The sequence below is a fragment of the Acetomicrobium sp. UBA5826 genome, assembly GCF_002433005.1.
Taxonomy (GTDB): Bacteria; Synergistota; Synergistia; order Synergistales; family Acetomicrobiaceae; genus Acetomicrobium.
Genome location: NZ_DJHF01000005.1, coordinates 1 through 19,611, shown reverse-complemented (window position 1 = coordinate 19,611; position 19,611 = coordinate 1). Strand labels below are relative to the sequence as shown.

Sequence of the window (19,611 nt, the reverse complement as noted above, 5' to 3'; positions counted from 1 at the left end):
CAAATAAGATAATATTAGTAAGCTATTCTCAACAAATCCATCATAATTATTTTATATAGTTTACAAACAACTAACTCTATCCAAAAAGAATATTTGGAAGCCACAAAACGAATTGTGGGATAAAAAATAACACTATAACAGAAACCATCTCAACAATTAGAAAAGGTATAACACCACTAACCACTTCTTCAAGTTTTAAGTTTGTAATAGAACATGCCGTAAACAAATTATAGCCAAAAGGTGGTGTAACATAACCTATTACTAAATTGATTACAAACATTACCCCTAAATGTAATGGATTCATACCAAAACTTAAACCTATTGGAACCAATATAGGTGCTAAAATAATGATTGCAGCAATAGTGTCCATAATAGCTCCAACAAAGAACAAAAAAGCATTTAATGCTAAAATATAAACAATTTTACTATGTATTAAAGAAACTACAATATTAGCAATGATTTGTGGAAGCTGTATCGCAGACATTATCCAACCTAAAAGATTTGCATTTGCAATTATAAATATAACCATAGTTGAAACTTCTGTCGTTTCTATTAAAATATGGCCTAGATCTTTAAACTTCAATTCGAAAATTAAACCAACAATAAGACTATATACTACTCCGACTGCTGCAGCTTCAGTAGGTGTAAATATACCTCCATATATACCACCTAAAATAACTATTGGCAACAATAGAGCACCCATTGCGCGCCATGTAGCTTTTATTATTTTTTTTATTGAAAGAGCTTCTTTAGAACCGGCAATCCCTTTATTTTTACAGACAAAATAATTAGTTAACATCAGCAAGAAAGCAATAAACAGACCTGGGATAATACCTGCTATAAACATTTGAGGAATTGATACATTAGCTGTAACTCCATAAATTATCATTGGTATGCTAGGTGGAATGATAGGGCCTAGTGCTCCGGCTGCTGCTGCCAACCCAGCTGCACTCGCTTTATCATATCCTTTTTTAACCATTGCAGGAATTAATATAGAGCCAATAGCTGCAACCGTTGCAGGGCCTGATCCAGTTAAAGCCGCAAATACCACACATGCTAGGATCATAACCATTCCCAAACCACCTGTCAAATTGCCCACTATACTATCAGCCCAATTAATAAGTCTTTGCGAAATTCCTCCGTATTCCATTAACGAGCCCACCAACACAAAAAGTGGCACCGCTAACAAAGGGAATGAATCTGTACCTACAACCATACGCTGTGCAACTAAAATGAGAGGGCGAAAATGAGTAGCCATTAGTGTAAACGCACTAGATAACTCTATAGAAAACGCAATTGGTACTCCTATTGCCATAAAAATAAAAAGCAAACAAAAAAGCAATACACCCACTAGATTCACCCTTTCCACGTAATGTTTAAACTTAATCGATGCTAGTCCTGGGAATATGAGTGTAAAAATCCAATAACTTATGAAATATTATCAACAAACCACTAACAGGAACCGATAAATAGATATATCCCATTGGGATATGTATAGCTGGGGTTAATTGGTTCATTGTCATCGTTACCAACATTACCCCCTGAGTTAACATTAAATAACCACCGAACATTACCAAAACATCTACACACAATACTATAATAGTTTTCAACCTCGTAGGAATATGATCAACTATCACTGTAATAACTGCGTGCGTCCCATGTTTTACAGCAATGCTTGCCCCTAGTATATTTAACCATATAAAAGAATAACGTGCCGCTTCTTCAGTCCAAGAAATAGGATAGTTAATTACATACCTTGCAAACACTTGAGTTATAGCAGCTATCACCATAATTACAAACATAATCACACAAACCATTTTTGCCACTCTATCAAAAAAATCACTTAATTTCTTTAGAGACATTGAAATTTTCCTCCACTCATCCACCTAAATTAGCTCTCATTACTTTAAAGCTTGGATAAGCCTATTAAAAAACTCGGTGCCAATTTTATCTTTGTATTTTTCATATACTGGAGATAAGGCTTTACCAAATGCTGCAAAATCTACATCACTGTTAACTTGTAAACCTTGAGCTTTCATCATATTAATTGCTAGTTCCTCATTTTGCTGTACAAACTTCCTTTCGTCATCTCCTGCTTTTTTTGCAGCCTTCATCATAATGCTCTGTTCCTCAGCTGATAAGCTATCCCATATATTTTTTGACATCGCTATATATAGGGGGGAATAAAAATGGCTTGTTAAAGACAAATATTTAGCAACTTCATAAAAACGATTGGCCTTAATTACATTTATAGGAATATCCATCCCATCTATTGTACCCTGTTGCAAAGCAGTGAAGGTTTCGGTCCAGGCCATGGGTGTTGGATTTGTCCCAAGGGCTTTATATGTATCAACATATAAAGGATTCTCTAGACTTCTGAATTTAAGTCCTTTGACATCACTTGGCACTCTTATTGGTCTTACTTTATTAATCATGTGTCTAAAACCACCTTCGCCCCACGCCAAACCTTTAATTCCTAATGGTTCTAGACTATCAAGAACTTCTCTTCCTAGTGGACCATCTAATATTTTATAGGCTTGTGCAGCATTGTTAAATATAAAGGGTAAATCAAAAGCTAAAAATTTTGACGCAAAGATCCCCGTATTTACATTAGTTTGTACACACATTTGTATTGTCCCGAACTGCATCCCTTCCATCATATCTCTTTCTCCGCCAAGCTGAGCATTAGGAATAACTTGAATCTTCATTTTCCCAGCACTCATTTCTTCTACATTCTTCGCAAAGTTTGTCGCAAATACTTGATATGGATCATCATCGTTGGCACTCAAGATGTGGCCTAGCAAGAACGTCTTGATTTCACCGGTAGCTTGATTGTTACTAAGTTGAGCCACAACAACACTGTTTGATGCAGAAGACTCACCACTAGTCAAAAACCCAATTATCGCAATCAAAATAACCAACATATTGAAAACATTCTTTTTAAACATACTCATACCCTCCTATTGTAAATTTAATGCTTTAAATTAGATTGATACTTATAAGCCAAAAAATCAAAATTAAGCCAATCTGCATTTTTTACAATAAAACCCTCAGGAGATATATATGATTTATCACCTTCAAAGGAATGAACCGAAATAATATGACAGACCTCTGGCGGAACACCACATTGAAAAGCAAGTATAGCCCCAATAATAGGATGTCTTAATAGTTTACCAAGCTGACTAAACGTATACCCATTATTAATTTGAGAATATTCAACTAATTTTCCGACATCATGCAATAATGCACCCGCTAGGACTACTTCTCTATTAACTTTGAGGTGTTTGTTGTAGAACGATGCAAGCATAGCTTCTATCTTTGCAGCCAACTTTGTCACATTCCTAACGTGCTCAACAAGAGTAACCGAACAATCTTTCAGTTCAATCAATACAAAAGGCAATTTTTCTAGCTCATCTTTATTCCATCCCCCTAGTTTCGTTGCTTCAACCCAAGTTTTGACAACACTTTCTTTAAGGGTATTGCTATTTAACCACTCTATTTCGGGGAATAAACTAAATACATCCTCGGGGCTTATCATCCAATTACCCTCTTTCATTAATTTAATGTCTATATAATATAAACAGAAAAACTTTGTGATTTAACGCTCTTATCCAAATTATTAACTCACACAACAAATTGACAAATTACTATGCTACTCTACACTCACATAAATAATAAAATATACATAAAGTACTACATACACTCAATTTACTTTATAACATCTTATTAAGCAACCCCATATCTTCATCTTATAAAAAAAGACGAAATTAAAGATATTTTAACAACTATATACCGTAAAATAGCAGTATTACTATATTACGACTTTTTATCCTCACTGCATAACATAGTTTTATGCTCTTAAGAAATTTTCCGCCACATATCTATTCTCTATCTCTCGTATTTTGGGTAAACCTATCATTTCATTAAACTCCACAAAAGAGATCATCTTATTAAAGTAATCCTTAGTAGTTCCTGTATGCTTTAATACTTCTAACACTTCTTTAACCGCCTTAGCAATTACATAAGTAGATACTGTTGGGAAAATTACAATGTCATAGCCAATTTCTTCAAGCTCTTTCGCCGAAAGATAAGGAGTTCTCCCACCTTCAACCATGTTTGCAATAACAGGAACATTATAACTACTCGTAACCATTCTCATTTCTTGAATTGATTCCACTGATTCAATAAAAATTACATCCGCACCCGCCTTTTCATATGCCTTGCCTCTTTCTATAGCTGCATCGATACCGTAATTAGTCCTTGCATCTGTTCTTGCCATTATCATAAGGTCGTCATCAACTCTGGCATCACAGGCCGCTTTAATTTTTCCCACCATCTCTTCCTGCGAAATGACTTCCCTGCCCAGCATGTGACCACACTTTTTTGGAGCTACTTGATCTTCAAGTTGAATACAGGCAACCCCAGCTTTTTCGTACAAACGCACGGTCCGTTGAACATTAATGGCATTTCCATATCCAGTATCTGCATCGGCAATTACAGGGATGCTTACGGCCTCAACTAAGTTCGCAGCTCTAATTGCCATTTCTGTTAACGTCAAGAGTCCAACATCAGGTTGCCCTAGCACGCTTGCCGAAGTTCCATAACCAGTCATATACACTGCCTCAAAACCTTCCTTTTCGATTATCCTCGCCACAAGAGGATCGTGAGCTCCTGGCGCAACAAGTATTTGGTCCCTAGAAAGAAGTTTACGAAGTCTCGTAGTCATCTTCTCCATAAAAAATCCTCCTTAACCTAATTTATACTGTCTTCTTGTCTCCTTAAAGAATAATAACTTTCTGACCTGTCTTGCTTGAATTTATCAACATCCTTCGCTTTTATATAATCTATAATTCTAAAGTGATATTCTGCAGTTTTTAATAAATCTGCCTCGAGCAAAAAACTATAAATACCCAAAATAAGCAAAAGATAAATATCCAAAAGCATTTTTGTAGTCCATTTAAGCTCTGAGTGAAGCCATAGATATCTATGAAATTCCAGATCTTTCTCAAGGAAATTGCCCAATAAGATCTCTTTAGGGCTGTCGCTGGTAGCAATGTTCATCATTTCTACAACTATACCATCAAGGTGATTGATATCATCTTTCGTAATTGCATCACGGGCGATAATATCCTTAAAAATACATTCTTCTAGTGTATATCTAATAGTATAAATCTCTTCCATGTCTCGTCTTGTAAATTCTGTTACACGAGCTCCCTTGTTAGGTACTATCTGCACTAATCCAATTGCTGCTAACTCCCTTAAGGCTTCCCTAATAGGCGCTTTGCTTATGTTTAGTTCATTGGCTATAACCGATTCATTAATCCATTCACCCGGCTCATATTTGTTAGAAAACAAAAGCTCCATCATCAAGCGTTCTCGTACTGCCATAGTAATGTTTTTATATGGCAATCTACTTGGTAATGAGAACCGCTCTTGCACACTCCTTGCATTGTCCAATGTTTTCACTTAACCCCTTTTTTATAAGAGCATACTTTTTATAATCGAAGGTCGAATTCGAATGTACTCAATTTATCATTGCTGCATTATTTTTGCAATAGGCATTAATAAAATAATACAAAATACATATATGTCACTTTAGTCACTAGTATTGATATAATTCTTCTCGTAATTTGCGACGGTAAGAATCCGGGCACGCTAATTGATACCTATTTTAAGAATACAAAAAGAGGCAAGTTAGTAACTTGCCTCTTTTTGTATAGAAACAACAGGTGACTTGCGTTTAGCCCAGTATGGCTTTTAAATCCTCTGCCGGAGTAGTGATAGGTTTGAGACCCAAATTTTCGCTCAAGTAGGAAATCACTTTGGGCTTTAAAAAGGCAGGAAGGGTTGGGCCAAGGCGTATATTTTTGATTCCAAGGGCGATAAGGGACAACAAAATACAAACAGCCTTTTGTTCGTACCACGACAAGATGAGCGATAAGGGAAGGCTATTGACATCCGTCTCAAAGGCATCGGCTAGGGCTTTTGCAACGACGATCGCAGAGTAAGCATCGTTACACTGCCCCATGTCGAGCAACCTTGGGATACCCTCAATATCACCAAACTCCAGCTTATTGAAGCGATATTTGCCGCATGCTAAGGTCAAGATAAGACAGTCTTTTGGTACGCTAGTTGCAAATTCAGTGTAATAATTACGCCCCGGCTTTGCTCCATCGCAACCACCTATGAGGAAGAAGTGTCGGATCTTCCTCTGCTTGACCAAATCAATGACCTTATCAGCTACGGAGAGCACGGTATTTCTAGCAAAACCTATGGTAATGTAATGTTCTGGTCCATCTTCGGAGAAACCGGGCTGGGCAAGCGCCGCCTCAATAAGGGGAGAAAAGTCCTTATCGGGACCAATGTGGCGTACTCCCGGCCAGGCCACCAGACCTGTGGTAAAAATTCGATCCTTGTAAGAATCCTTTGGTTTTTGAATGCAGTTGGTCGTCATCAAAATTGCACCCGGAAATTCATCGAATTCACTTCGCTGATTCTGCCAGGCACTTCCATAGTTTCCTACAAGATGGGAATATTTTTTAAGTTTTGGGTAGGCTAAGCAAGGAAGCATCTCTCCGTGAGTATAGACGCTTATGCCCTTGCCCTCCGTTTGTTTTAAGAGAAGATCCAAATCCCTCAAGTCATGACCGGAAACAAGTATTGCCTTTCCCTTTACAGGGGTTACCCTTACTTTGGTAGGTTCGGGATGACCATAGGCTTCGGTATTGGCCTCATCCAGAAGCTCCATTATCTTTAAATTAAAGTTCCCAAATTCGATAACCTTTTGCAATAATTCCTCTTCCGTAAAGCTATCTTTGGAGAGGTAGTCCATGAAAGCATGAAATCCCCCATAAATCTCATTGCTTTTTTTGTCCAAAATCTGGGCATGATCTGCGTAGGCTGCGCTCCCCTTTAGGCCAAACAAGATAAGGTCGTGTAGTCCCCCTACAACATCTCCCCATCGCTGGGTTCGCGATTCGGGATTGACCTTTTCTCCTTGAGTTAATAGTCCCGATCGATCTTTTGCCAGCTCAAATGTCGCCGGCCCGTTTAACTCATCCGGCGTTATTCCCTTTTCCTTTGCTGCATTGAGGTAAAGATTTCTAGCCTTTTCCCTGATTTTTTCCGCCTTACGGATCATTTGTTCCATGCGATCCTCGTCGAAGTTAACATTAGTCACCGTAGTAAATAAAGATTCTATTACGAATGAATCGATTTCTTTATCGGACGCACCTAAAGCCCGCGCCCTGTGAGCGTACATGGAAATACCTTTAGCGACGTGTATGAGCAGGTCCTGAAGATCCGCTACCTCGGGGCTTTTGCCGCATACACCAAAATTAGTACAACCACTCCCTTGAGCTGTCTGTTCACATTGATAACAAAACATGCCTACTCCCCCTTTTTAATTTGCTTTGTATCTATATTTAATTGTTTCTTTATCTTTAATGTTACCATCGATTCCAATCACTATTTTATTTAAAACTATATCCCGATTAACTTCGCTTGCAACGGATTCCGCTATTCTCCATAATCCCCCACAGCAAGGCACTTCCATAATTACTACAGTTATTTCGGGCGTCTGATTTACCTCAAAAATTTGAGCTAATTTCTGCCTATAAAGCTCGGCATCATCAAGTTTGGGACAACCTATGAGCAAAACTCTTTCATCGTCATTCAATATCGTCTTTTGAAAACTGTATAACGAAAATCCCGTGCAATCCGCAGCCATCACGATAGAAGATCCTTTCAAATACGGTGCATTTATCGGCAACAATTTGAGCTGAATTGGCCAATTCAAAAGCCTAGAATTATCATCGGCGACGCCCTGTTCCAAGCTTTCTGACATTCCTTTATTGCCATTATGACGAATATCCATAACATTGCTTCCTGGGCACCCGCAGGGAAGGAGGTTTTCTCCATGGCTCGGTTCTTCTGCAGCTCTTGTGTATTCTTCAGCTTCCGTCAACTCAAAGGATATGGCCCCCTTCGGGCATTCACCGATACAGTCTCCCAAGCCATCGCAGTAAGACTCGTTTCTGAACTTGGCCTTCCCCTCTTCTATGACTATTGCGCCCTCATGACAGGCTTCGGCACAGAGGCCACATCCGTCACACTTATCCTCGTCAATTTTTATTACTCGTCGCAATACCCTTTGTTTCATCGAAAAGATCACTCCTTACTAAGTCAGCTAAAGTCCTGCTGGATAGATATTTTAAAAACTCTTCGTTAATTCTTTTGAGCATTCCTCCAAAAATACAGCTCCCAAAGGGACAATGCTGTTTGTTTATCAAGCAGTAGTCTGACGAAGACTTCCCCTCTATGGCTTCATAAACCTCGTAGAGGGTTATTTTTGAAGCGGGAACAGCGAGTTCGACACCCCCGCTTGGACCACGTAGGGAATTTACCAGTCCAGCCTTGGTCAACCTTTGAAAGACCTTCGCTGCATGTTGTTCGGATACGGATATCATCTCCGAAAGCTTTCTTACGCTTATTCTTCTTTCATGTAGTGCAAGTATTCCCATTCCGTGCAGTGCAATCGATGCAGCTTGTGAGATTTGTACCACTCCACCCTTCATCCTTCGACCTCCCTTCCTATTTAAGAATTATGGTACTTCAATTCCTATTTGTCAACAAAAAAATTTTGGTTTTTCAAAACCCCATCTGAGATCATCAGAGATACGCCAGCTTCGATAAAAATTTTTCGTTAAAATTTTCTTTTTCTATATCGATGAATTCAATTTTAGATAAGATACGATCCAAGGCCTTAAAAGACTCTCTGCCGCCCAATACAAACCTGACTCCCCCGCTCAATGCAGCGTTTCCGAGACACTTGATCTCACCCGTAAGATCCTTTGGCAACAAGCCTATATCAATGACATCTTCGGGGTTTAGGTAGTTTCCAAAAGACCCCGCCAGGTAAACAGCGCTTAATGATTCGCCGCTCAAGCAGGCCTTTTCCAATATCAAATCTATGGCGGCAGAGATCGCCCCCTTCGCCAGCTGAACCTGTCTAATATCAGATTGGGTCAGGGTTATATCATCCGCGATCATTATTTTTCGCCTGCCTTCTTCTCTCACTATCAGCGAGGCTATCGCTTTTTCCCCTATCTCGTCGGGATCTTTGATCCTTCCTGTATCATCTATCAATCCCATTTTTTTAAATAGGGCAATTGCGCTTATAACTCCGCTACCGCATAGTCCTTTGGCAATTTCTTCTCCTATTGTCAGTGCCTTTATGCCATGTTCGCCATCTTTCTCGAGAGCATAAATCGCTCCATCGGTTGCAACCCTTCCACAGGATATCGCACCACCCTCAAAGGCAGGCCCGGCCGCTGCGGAAGTGATAAATATTTTATCATCCAAAATCAGCCCTATTTCCCCATTCGTTCCAAGGTCTATCACGAGGCATGGAATTTTTGGACCTAGAGAAATCAACTCAAAAAGCAAGGAGACCATATCTCCGCCCACGAATTTATCGACTATAGGCATCGACCAAATCCGACCAGAAGGGTGCATTGGCAGTGCCGAAAACCTGAAACCTTCGGAGCTTAAAATGTTCTTAAAGACCGGCACATAGGGAGCCCTGGCAAGAGGTTTAGGGGATATCCCCCAAAAGAGATGTTCCATAACAGTGTTGCCCAAAATCAAAATCTCAAATACCCTTTCCTTAGATATATTTGTCTCTTCTAAACACTGTCGCATCGACATGGCGATGGAGTCGATCAACATTGTTTGCATCTTTAATAAATCTTTTGGGTTTATCGCTTTAGAGATGCGAGAAATAATATCCGCTCCAAAACTCCTCTGAGGATTCGCAATAGTACGACGCGAAAGCATCTTACCGATCTTCAAATCTAACAGAACGATAGAAATAGCCGTAGTGCCGACATCACAGACGAAGGCGCAAAGAGGTTTTTCCTCATGCCCAGAAAAAATCGCCACATACTCTTCGTCAATTTTAACCATACTGCCCCTCCAGCCCTCCCCTTCTTCCCAATATATTGACAGCTCCTGCAATGCTTCCGGCCTTATCTTCAATTCGTCCTTTCCCAATGCTTTAGCAAGGGCTTCACTCACACTCCCTGCCGTTAGATCATCCCAGCGAAGGTTCACTTTTTCTTCCATTACGGAAGGATGGTGTAAAATGAAATTTTTCTCGAAAAAGGCGGAATCGATGAGCTTGCTACGCGAGTCAGTTTTAAAATCGTCTACAATAACCTCAACATTGCCTTTAACAAAAGCCTGGCAGGCAAGACGCCATCCCAGACCCAAGATCTCGGGCCCTAATTTATCAACCTCTTCATCAGATGGTTCTGTCAAAGCCCCTCTGGCCAAGACGCGACATTGTCCGCATTTTCCCTGCCCTCCGCAAGCTGCGTCTAAAACGATGCCGGCAGAGATCAAAGCATCGAGTAATGACGTATCCGGCTTTACAGTAACCTTTCTAGTGATTCCTTGATATGCATATATGACATCGCATAACTCGGGAAACTTTTTGTCCATTCCGTTAAAGACCCCTTTGCAGCTTTTAATTTAACGGCTGACTCTTGCCTTCGCAATCGCAGGTCGTACACAATTTCTTAGCGACAGAAATGACCTCAGGATAATCCTTGGCCTCCATGCCCAAATGGGATAGGGCAAAATCATACCTTAAAGGATCATCGGGACGAAAAAGCCTGAAGGCTTGTGTAAGCTCTATTGCTGCTTTTGCATCGGGAGAAGCCCTCTTAATCCACCCCAATTCCTTTCCGAATTTCCACATGTGCACATCTAAAGGAACTACCAGGTTGGCAGGCATCTCGACTGCCCAACCCCCTGGATCTACATTATCTTTTCTTACCATCCACTTCAAAAAAAGCCTGAGCCTCTTACATGGGCTATTTTTCCCTGGATCGGGGATTAGAACGCTTATATCCTCAGGCGATGCATTTCTAAGGGCAACAGCAAAACCAACCGCAGGGTCCGAATCCCCAGCTTTGCAATGCTCATAGAGAGACTCCAGCGAGTCATATCGTGCGATCAAAATTTTGCAGGCATACAAAAGGCTAACAATATCGCTTCCCTTGACCCACCTATGTTTAAATCCCTTGAGCTTCGCCATTAAATAATCCACAGATACTTTCAAAAGGAAATCTCTTGGATTATCTTCCATTATGGCGACGACTTTCTCTATAGATTTTATGATCTGAGAAACTCGCCCGAAGGCCAGGGAGGCAGCAACAATCCCAATTATCTCCCTTGCACGAATATCATCGAAACGATGCAAAAAATAGACCGGGTCCTCTCTTGCCTTCTCTTTATCGTTATATTTGGCGTAAAACATTTCCAAAAACTCGACCAAAGACAAACTCATTTCACCCTTAAGCAAAAGAGCGCCCTACGAGCGCCCCATTTATTTCATAATTACGCTTTGTTGAAGACAAAGGTCGGCGCATTCTTGGGCGACTTTCCGCCCTTTATCAAACGATAATTGGCATACGTTAGGGGCGTACCGCTTTTTATGGTCTCAGCTGAAACAACCTCTGCAACGAACAGCTTATGAGTATATACCGGAATTATATCTATGACCTTTGCCTCAATAACGGCAAGGGCGTGGTCCAATACCAAGGGCACGCCCGTATCGCCAATCTTGTATTGACACTGAGTCATTTTATTTATATTTCTCCCGCATTTAAACCCAAAAGTCCCTATGAATGGCATTGGCGTATCCTCTTCCAGAACCGACACTCCGAAGGCCTTGCCCTTTTCTACCAGCTCTGTAGTCAAGTTATCTTTGTGCAAAGCTACAACCATACATATGGGATCTGCAGTAACCTGCATCAACGCATTTGCTATCTGACCGTTCAACCTTCCTTCGCTGGTCCCCGTCACTATATATAGCCCGTAACTTAGGGTAAAGAGAGCCTTCAAATCTACCTTATCGACACCCATAGGCCTGCCTCCTTTACAAGACTCAACTAATCCTCCCGAGATCCCAGCGCCTGATCCAACATTAATATAACGCTTGGAGAATCTCCTGCGAAGCGCAGCTTTTGGACTATCTCTTCGGCATTGGCCTCTTCTTCGACCTGTTCTTTGACAAACCATTGAAGGAATTCGAATGTTGCATGGTCGTTAGCTTCCCTCGCTGCATCTACCAAACTGTTGATCATTTCAGTTACTTTTTGTTCGTGGGCGAAGGTGTCTTCAAAGACCTCCAAAGGCAAACTCCACGAGGACTTTGGAGCTTCAATAGGCAACATCTCGACCTTTTCGCTCCTGTCGTTTATATATTCATAGAATTTCTTTGCATGGTCTATCTCTTCCTCGGCCTGTTTTTTCATCCAGTGGGCAAAACCCTTTAAATTGTTGGCATCAAACCAGGAAGCCATTGACCAGTACAAATAACCTGAATATATCTCTCTGTTTAGTTGTTCGTTAAGCATTTTGAGCAACTTGCGATCCAACATAATTATCACCCCTGTATTCATATTTAACGTATATTATTATACAGCAATTTCGCTAGTTTTTTGAAATCGTTTCATGAATCTCTTCAAGCATACTCCTGGCGGAGACCAAACCGCTGGCCGCAGCCTGTATGACCCCCCTGGTAACACCCGCTCCGTCTCCAGCAGCATACAAGCCTTTTATCGAGGTTTGCAGTTTCTCGTTTAAGGAAAGCTTCAAACTATAGAATTTGACCTCAATACCGTATAACAAGGTATATTTATCGTTCACATGGGGTATGATCGACTCCAAAGCCTCAAGCATTTCTAAAATGTCCTTTAGATGTCTGTATGGAAGGGCAAAGGATAAATCCCCCGGCTCGGCTTCCGCTAATGTCGGTTTCACCAAGCCCCGTTCAATTCTCGAACGAGTCGATCGTCTGCCCAGTTTAAGATCGCCCAATCGCTGCACTAACACCGAACCGCCAAGCATGTTCGCCAGTCTTGCAATATGAACACCATAGCCGTTGGGATCGTGGAAGGGTTCTGTGAAATTAGTGCTCACAAGTATGGCAAAGTTAGTGTTGTCCGTGCTTTTGTCTCTGAAGCTGTGGCCATTCACGGTAACGACGCCACCATCGGACTGAAACTCCGTAACGACTTCTCCGTGGGGACACATACAAAAGGTCCTAACCTGATCGTCAAAAGTCGGGGAATTGTAGATTGCCTTAACTTCGTAGAACTGTTCCGTCAACTCCTCGGCCAACTCGGCAGGAATTTCTACCCTCACGCCTACGTCGACGGGAAGGGAGTCTACTTGAAGGCCAAGCTCTTTGCTCGTCCGTTCCATCCAGGGAGCTCCTTCCCTTCCGGGGGCCAGCAAGACGAATTTTGCGTTTAGCTTTTCGCCGCTTGAAAGTTCAACGCCAGCCACTCCTCCATCAGCAATCAGTACCCTCTTTACTTCGGTGTTCATCAATATGTGAACTTTATCGCGCAATTTGCAATATATATTGCGCAACACTTCCTTCGTGCGATCTGTGCCTATGTGCCGTATCTTCGCAGGAATGACATGTAAACCAGCCACACGGGCTTTTTTGATAACCTTAGAGGCAAATTCCGGATCCGGTTCGAACAAAGGTGCGGAATCTGCTCCATTTTCCCTCCAAATGGAATCTACTTCGTCGAGCAAGGCAAGAAGCCTTTCCTTACCGATGTATTTCTCTAAATTTCCTCCAAAGTGAGGGGTCAACGTTAATTTACCATCGCTAAAGGCTCCTGCGCCTCCCCACCCGCACATCAGGCTACAGGAATTGCAATGAGCACAGGTTCGAACTATGCCCATTTTCAACGGACACTTTCTCTCGTCAAGCGTCTTTCCTTTGTCTATTAAAGCCACACTTATTCCTCTGTTCGCCAACTCCAAGGCAGCAAAAAGTCCGGCCGGACCTGCTCCCACCACAATAACATCGTAATAATTTCCCACACTCATCCCTCCATCATAACTTTAAGACGGCCATTTGATATTTTAAAATACTTACCAGAAGTGGAGGATGAAAATATCCTCTGATAATGATAAAGTATATAAGGGATTTATGCGAGACAAAAAGTTGCAGGAGGTGAAGCTGATGCATGACCTGGCAGCAAAGTGCGCAGATATGATAAAAAAGGCACAAAAAATATGCCTGCTTAGCGGAGCAGGCATATCCACAAATGCCGGAATCCCCGATTTCCGTGGGCCAAAGGGGTTGTATCGCACGGCCGGTATAGATAACCCGGAGAGGATATTTGACATATCCTATTTTCATCGTGACCCCTCGCTTTTTTATAAATTTCACAAGGAATTCTTGAAGGCCCTTCAACAGATAAAACCAACCTTCGCGCATTATTTCTTCGCAACGCTGGAGGAAAAAGGGAAATTAATAGGCATAATTACCCAAAACATCGATTCCCTCCATCAAAGGGCCGGGTCAAAAAAAGTTTACGAAATACACGGAGGCGTATGGGAAAGTTATTGTCTCAAATGCGGCAAAAAATTTAATTACGAAGAAAGTTTTAAGAAAACCATGAAAGAAGAAATCCCCCACTGTGATAGTTGTGGAGGAGTAATAAAACCGGACATTGTCTTTTTCGGCGAGCCCGTTAAATACCTTGACAAATGCATTGAGCTCGCGAGGGAAAGCGACCTATTCTTCGTTGTCGGCTCGTCCCTTGTGGTTACTCCCGCGGCTCTGATTCCAGCCGAATGTAAGGGGACTATAGTAATAGTAAACAAGGGTGATTTTTCCACTGCCTATCTTCCAATGGACAGGGTAGACCTGGTAGCCGACGAGGACATTGATGCATTCTTCAAATCTATTGACGAACATCTAAAACACGATTAGGAAGTGCCTAACATGACGAAAGTGCAAATTATGTCACTGTTTACGGCTCTCCTTCTCTTTCTTTCCCCTAGCCATATCGAAGCAAACGTTGCAGATTAAATTCGGGATACGACTATTACGAAATAAAAGGAAAATTAAAGGTCGTCACTGCATATGAAAATTTATCACTCGTCGAAGCGATCGAGGAAAACCCCAAAGACCCCATCTTGTCGGGAGACGCTGTGCTGCTTTCTATCAATTAAACTCTTTAGTTTCCTTAAAACATTTCTCACATATCCCGTAAACTAAAAGTTGCTTTCCTTCGACATGACACCCCGGAGGAACTTCCACAAAGGGAAGCTTGTCTCCTTGCAAACATTTCATGTTCCCGCACTTTAGGCAATAAAAATGGGGGTGGCCTCCGGGGCACCCCGGTTCGTCAAGTTCGTGAATGCAAAAGTACCATCGACCATCTATGCCAAGCACCTTATGCACTATGCCCGCTTCAACCAAGATGTTTAAAGATCTGTACAATGTAACCCTGTTAATCTCACTTAAAAGAACGTTTGTCTGTAGATCACCGTGCGATACGGGTTGCCCTGCCATCATTAGCGCTTCGCAAATGAGAATTCTCGCTTTTGTGGGCCTTATGCCAAAAGTTTTTAACGTTTTCTTTACATATTCTCGATACAACATTTCAACATTTGACCCCAAAAGAACAGTTAGGAAAAGAACATGTCGAGCAACGCCTGCACAGGCCACCTATGCCAAACCTCGAGATCTCCTCGAAGGTTGGAATCAGTCCGGCAAATATCCTAGGCAAAACCAGGTCTAGACTGGTCCATTCATCGTGGACGACACACGCAGGCGCTCCAATGATGACTTTTTCTCCCTTCATTCCCACCATAAGCATTGAGCCTGGCAATACAGGTATACCCTTGAATTTTACCTCGTCGCAGGTCTGTGCAATGGCTCGCGGAGTATTATCATCGGCATCGACGCTCATGCCCCCTGTACAGATGATCAAATCTGCTCCACTATTTAAAAAGTTGCGTATTGCTTCTACAATCTCGTATAGGTCATCTCCTGCGATGCTTTGTCCCAGTAAACTCCCTCCGAAATAAGCTACTTTTCTTTCAAGCTTAGGCCTGAAGGCATCCTTTATTATTCCGCTTTTTATTTCCCCTCCAGTTGTTATCAATCCGACCTTGAGAGGGTTGTAGGCCCTAACCTCAAATGTAGCCCCTACACGCAGAGCCCTTTCAAGCTGCGCTCTCTTAACGGCAAGTGGCAAAATCCTAAAACCCGCCACCATGTCTCCCGGTTCCACCATCGTGTAGGGATATAAAGTAACTACCACCCAGTCGGGATCGCTATTTATCATATTTACTTTATCGGGATCGAAGTAAAGAAGCCCTCTGAAGTCGGCTATTAAATTACACCTTCCCTCGCTTGGGGCTGTTAATTTCAATCCCTTTCCGCATATTGCCGACCCTAAAGCTAAAGCAGCATCGTCTTCATGCACTTCATCTTCTTCTAATTCCAGAATAGTTAAATGTTCTTTGCCCATAGACCTTAAAATCTCTATGTCCTCTTCTTTGATGACATGTCCTTTCTTGAAACGAGGCCCCTTATAACCCATATCCACATCTATTTTCGTCAAGTCATGAGATAAAATATGATTTATTGCCTGGTTCAAATTTACAATTTTTTTGCGCACTTTCAAAATCCTCCCTATCGACCGTTTTTCGCTTTGCAATCCCGTTTTGCCTATAGTCAGACTATGTGTATATTTTATAATAAAACGAAACACAACTGGAGGAGGTAATCAAAATGGATCTGACAATCATCGAATCTCTTAAGAAATCCCTTGAGACGGGGGAAAAATGTGTATTATGCACAATAATAGACGAAGAAGGTTCGACGCCAAGAAGCGTCGGATCAAAGATGCTGGTATGGGAAAACGGGTCGATAGTTGGGACAATAGGCGGAGGCGTATTGGAATATCACGTTATACAGGAAGCATTGAAGTTGTTCCGTGAGGACAAAACAACTGCTCTTTACAGCGAAGAATTTACGGCCACAGAGGCAGATGACCCAAAAGCCGCCTGTGGCGGTAAAACGACAGTATTTCTTGAACTTATCGGGAGAAAAAAAGAACTCATTATTTTTGGAGCCGGACATGTAGGAAAAGCCATAGCCCGGGTCGCTAGTTTTCTAAATTATTCAGTAACCTTGTGGGACGAAAGAGAGGAATTCGCAAATCCAGATAACGTCCCTTGGGCACAAACAATTGCCTGCCCGCTCGATGAGGCCTTCGAAAGATATCTGTCATTTCACAAACTAACACATGTCGTCGTTGTAACCAGAGGGCACTCTCTTGACACAGAGGTCGTCCGCAAACTCGACGGAAAGACAGCTTGCTACATAGGAGTGATAGGCTCCAAGCGCAAAATAGCCGTGATGAAAGAAAACCTGCTAAAAATGGGGGTTTCCAAAGAGCTGGTCGACAGATTATATGCACCCATTGGACTTCCCATCAAGGCAGAAACGCCTGAAGAAATCGCTATATCTGTTATGGCTGAAATCATTGCTGTCGATAACGGAGCAAACGTTAAGGGCCTGCGTCAGCCTCTTGATGTCTGATCTTTAAGATGCTCTCCGCCAGCTTAAGGTCCTCGAAGGTGTCTATGTCAATGCATACTCCCTCGTCATCCACGGGCACCAAGATTCTTTCTTCCGGCGGCGGCATGAGATCCTTTAATGTGTGATCAAAAGAGGCTGAGTGTATTGTTTCAACTATGGGCTTTGGGATCAGAATCGGATGACTCCTTTTTCCGTTAAAAACAGGCTGAACCACCTTTATGGGGTGCCTTTCGGATAAAATGGCCTTTATCGTAGCGGGCTTGACTAAAGGTTGATCGCCTAAGGCTATTAGGACATTTTCTATATCTTTTGACAAAGACAATATGCCGGTTTTTATCGAAGAGAACATCTCTTTTCTGTAATCGGGATTTTCGACAATATTCAATCGAACGCCATACTTCGATAATTCCTTCTTCAACTTATCTCCATCATAACCTATTACAACCACTATATCTTTTGGATCAAAACCAGAGGCGCGGATTAAATCTAACGTCCAAAATATGATTGGTTTGCCCAAAATAGGCCTTGACATCTTCTCGTAACCCAAACGCCGTCCTTCGCCGGCAGCTAAAAGGATTGCCTTGATCAAATAAATTACACCTCACATACAAAAGAGGCGGGTTATAACCCGCCTCTTTTGTCATTTATCATATTTTTACGCCTATGCCCCGCTCCTCGTCGGTACCGGGAATCAAGCTATCGCATACGGCTGCACAAATGCCCGCTACAGCCATCGGTGTCTTCAATATAGCCCATATTACTTCTCCAAGAACTCCTAATGTCGAAAAAATAGCGTGGTTCTGCTCTATCCATCCAGGAAGTCCAAGGGCCATTAAGAAGGCAAAACCAACTATTAAAACATTCCTCTGGCTTCCCATATCAGCCCTCATCAAAACCTGGATTCCAAGAGCACCTATTACGCCAAAAAGCGATATATAAGCTCCACCAATTATCGGACTGGGAATGGTGGCAACAAGAGCACCGAGCTTTCCTATTGTGCTCATCAATATCAATATAACGGCTCCTGTCCTTACAACCCAGCGAGAGGCAACGCCCGTCAAACCGATTAGTCCGATATTTTCGGTATAGGAGGTCGTCGCAACACCGCCAAGCATTCCCGAAATTGCACAGTTTAGCCCTTCGGCACCGATACCTCTGCTAATGGTCTCAGAGGAGGGATCGTCCAGCCCTGCAGCATAGGAACAGGAGTGATAATCTCCGATTGACTCGATCATAACCGCGAAGAAACCGGCCAATGCTGTACCAAAGGTTACAACGCTAAACTTTGGCGCACCCCAGGGCATAATTCCAGTAAACCTAAACCACGGAGCCCTGATAACTTCAGTGAGATCTATATATGCCGGATGCCCCGCAGCGAATAAACCGGTCACTGACAGGAGTAAACAAATAAGATAAGTAATTACTATTGAAGTCAACACAGAAAATATACTGAGGTATTGTTTTTTCGTCACGAGGCTGAAAAAAAAGATCAAAAACACAACCAATAACGACACCGGCCAATAGTTGGCAGCATTGAACTGTACAGCAGTGGGAGCAAGGGAAAAGCCTATAGCCATAATTGTGGGTCCGATAACTACGGGGGTTATAACTTTCCTAATATATCCAACTATTTTGCTGTATCCCAAAAAAGACAGGAGCAAACCGCCGCTTATCAGGGCACCGCCAATATATTGCATGATCACGTTAGGCCCCATTGCCTTATAAATGCCAATTATGGTCATTATGGGAGGGATAAAGCTGAAACTTGACCCCTGAACGATCGGAAGGCCGGAACCAAGCTTTGGATGCGTTTGGATCAGCGTAGCTATCCCCATGGCCAGATATACGCACGAAATAAAAAATCCTATCTCCGCTCTTGTCATTCCCATCTCAGGACCGAATATTAACGGCACAAGAGTAGTTGCTCCAAAAAGAGTCAGTACATGCTGAGCACCCGCCAGTACCAATATAGTTGGGGGCGGGACGTCGTTGACGCCATAAATTGCTTTTCTTCTGATCATAATAACGGAACACCCCTATATTATATATTTCATCCAAAACTTTATATCACATCCACCCCCGAAAAAAAAGAAGACGAGTCCTTCTCGTCTTCTTTTTTCACCTCTTTCGCCTCTCCATGGAGGCAAAAATAAAACAGGCACATGGCAGCGACCTAC

General features: G+C 42.1%; 20 protein-coding genes. 2 read left to right on the top strand and 18 right to left on the bottom strand.

Features of this window, described 5'->3' with window-relative positions; translation table 11 throughout:
* Positions 1 to 76: 76 nt before the first annotated feature.
* From B3N34_RS00700 to B3N34_RS00635, 14 genes are all read right to left on the bottom strand, one after another.
* On the bottom strand, positions 77 to 1,351 hold the full coding sequence (locus tag B3N34_RS00700; RefSeq protein ID WP_286973927.1) for a TRAP transporter large permease: 1,275 nt from the start codon (positions 1,349 to 1,351) through the stop codon (positions 77 to 79).
* Positions 1,352 to 1,382: 31 nt separating this feature from the next.
* Positions 1,383 to 1,862: a TRAP transporter small permease gene (locus B3N34_RS00695; protein WP_286973925.1), complete on the bottom strand. Its 480-nt coding sequence runs from the start codon at positions 1,860 to 1,862 to the stop codon at positions 1,383 to 1,385.
* Positions 1,863 to 1,901: 39 nt separating this feature from the next.
* Positions 1,902 to 2,948 carry a DctP family TRAP transporter solute-binding subunit gene (locus B3N34_RS00690; RefSeq protein ID WP_286973923.1) on the bottom strand — a complete coding sequence of 349 codons (1,047 nt, stop codon included), beginning with the start codon at positions 2,946 to 2,948 and terminating at the stop codon, positions 1,902 to 1,904.
* A 23-nt stretch (positions 2,949 to 2,971) separates the two neighbouring features.
* The gene (locus B3N34_RS00685) at positions 2,972 to 3,538 is read right to left on the bottom strand and encodes an HD domain-containing protein (protein ID WP_286973922.1); all 567 of its coding nucleotides are present in this window, start codon (positions 3,536 to 3,538) and stop codon (positions 2,972 to 2,974) included.
* A gap of 312 nt (positions 3,539 to 3,850) precedes the next feature.
* A complete protein-coding gene (locus tag B3N34_RS00680; protein WP_286973921.1) occupies positions 3,851 to 4,735 on the bottom strand; it encodes an isocitrate lyase/PEP mutase family protein in 885 nt (294 codons plus the stop codon).
* A gap of 17 nt (positions 4,736 to 4,752) precedes the next feature.
* Positions 4,753 to 5,457, bottom strand: a complete 705-nt coding sequence (locus B3N34_RS00675; RefSeq protein ID WP_286973919.1) for a GntR family transcriptional regulator — start codon at positions 5,455 to 5,457, stop codon at positions 4,753 to 4,755.
* A gap of 283 nt (positions 5,458 to 5,740) precedes the next feature.
* Positions 5,741 to 7,387 (bottom strand): hydroxylamine reductase, encoded by a 1,647-nt coding sequence (gene hcp / locus B3N34_RS00670; protein WP_286973917.1) that lies wholly within the window; start codon positions 7,385 to 7,387, stop codon positions 5,741 to 5,743.
* A 15-nt stretch (positions 7,388 to 7,402) separates the two neighbouring features.
* Positions 7,403 to 8,161, bottom strand: a complete 759-nt coding sequence (locus B3N34_RS00665) for an ATP-binding protein (protein WP_286973914.1) — start codon at positions 8,159 to 8,161, stop codon at positions 7,403 to 7,405.
* A complete protein-coding gene (locus B3N34_RS00660; RefSeq protein ID WP_286973912.1) occupies positions 8,124 to 8,576 on the bottom strand; it encodes an RrF2 family transcriptional regulator in 453 nt (150 codons plus the stop codon). Before B3N34_RS00660 ends, B3N34_RS00665 begins: the two co-directional genes overlap by 38 nt.
* 94 nt (positions 8,577 to 8,670) lie before the next feature.
* Positions 8,671 to 10,503 (bottom strand): ASKHA domain-containing protein, encoded by a 1,833-nt coding sequence (locus tag B3N34_RS00655; protein WP_286973910.1) that lies wholly within the window; start codon positions 10,501 to 10,503, stop codon positions 8,671 to 8,673.
* Positions 10,504 to 10,528: 25 nt separating this feature from the next.
* Entirely contained in the window at positions 10,529 to 11,347 is an 819-nt protein-coding gene (locus tag B3N34_RS00650) for a TIGR02757 family protein (RefSeq protein WP_286973908.1), read from the bottom strand.
* Between the two features lie 56 nt (positions 11,348 to 11,403).
* Positions 11,404 to 11,931 (bottom strand): flavin reductase family protein, encoded by a 528-nt coding sequence (locus B3N34_RS00645; protein WP_286973907.1) that lies wholly within the window; start codon positions 11,929 to 11,931, stop codon positions 11,404 to 11,406.
* 26 nt (positions 11,932 to 11,957) lie between these two features.
* On the bottom strand, positions 11,958 to 12,449 hold the full coding sequence (locus B3N34_RS00640; RefSeq protein ID WP_286973905.1) for a ferritin: 492 nt from the start codon (positions 12,447 to 12,449) through the stop codon (positions 11,958 to 11,960).
* Positions 12,450 to 12,501: 52 nt separating this feature from the next.
* Positions 12,502 to 13,917: an NAD(P)/FAD-dependent oxidoreductase gene (locus tag B3N34_RS00635; protein ID WP_286973904.1), complete on the bottom strand. Its 1,416-nt coding sequence runs from the start codon at positions 13,915 to 13,917 to the stop codon at positions 12,502 to 12,504.
* Between the two features lie 136 nt (positions 13,918 to 14,053).
* Here B3N34_RS00635 and B3N34_RS00630 point away from each other — a divergent pair, with 136 nt between their 5' ends.
* A complete protein-coding gene (locus tag B3N34_RS00630; RefSeq protein ID WP_286973902.1) occupies positions 14,054 to 14,809 on the top strand; it encodes an SIR2 family NAD-dependent protein deacylase in 756 nt (251 codons plus the stop codon).
* Positions 14,810 to 15,043: 234 nt separating this feature from the next.
* Here the strand turns inward: B3N34_RS00630 and B3N34_RS00625 are convergent, their stop codons facing one another.
* Positions 15,044 to 15,484 carry a Fur family transcriptional regulator gene (locus B3N34_RS00625; protein ID WP_286973901.1) on the bottom strand — a complete coding sequence of 147 codons (441 nt, stop codon included), beginning with the start codon at positions 15,482 to 15,484 and terminating at the stop codon, positions 15,044 to 15,046.
* Position 15,485: 1 nt separating this feature from the next.
* Complete coding sequence (locus B3N34_RS00620; protein WP_273002152.1) at positions 15,486 to 16,508, bottom strand: molybdopterin-binding protein; 1,023 nt, start codon at positions 16,506 to 16,508, stop codon at positions 15,486 to 15,488.
* 113 nt (positions 16,509 to 16,621) lie between these two features.
* On the opposite strand from B3N34_RS00620, the gene B3N34_RS00615 reads away from it, so the two are divergent.
* The gene (locus B3N34_RS00615) at positions 16,622 to 17,434 is read left to right on the top strand and encodes an XdhC family protein (protein ID WP_286973898.1); all 813 of its coding nucleotides are present in this window, start codon (positions 16,622 to 16,624) and stop codon (positions 17,432 to 17,434) included.
* On the opposite strand, the gene B3N34_RS00610 is transcribed toward B3N34_RS00615, so the two are convergent.
* Both B3N34_RS00610 and B3N34_RS00605 read right to left on the bottom strand, forming a co-directional pair.
* Positions 17,403 to 18,023: a nucleotidyltransferase family protein gene (locus B3N34_RS00610; RefSeq protein ID WP_286973896.1), complete on the bottom strand. Its 621-nt coding sequence runs from the start codon at positions 18,021 to 18,023 to the stop codon at positions 17,403 to 17,405. The two genes, B3N34_RS00615 and B3N34_RS00610, sit on opposite strands and share 32 nt — an antisense overlap.
* A 58-nt stretch (positions 18,024 to 18,081) precedes the next feature.
* Entirely contained in the window at positions 18,082 to 19,455 is a 1,374-nt protein-coding gene (locus B3N34_RS00605; RefSeq protein WP_286973894.1) for a uracil-xanthine permease family protein, read from the bottom strand.
* Between the last annotated feature and the right edge of the window lie 156 nt (positions 19,456 to 19,611).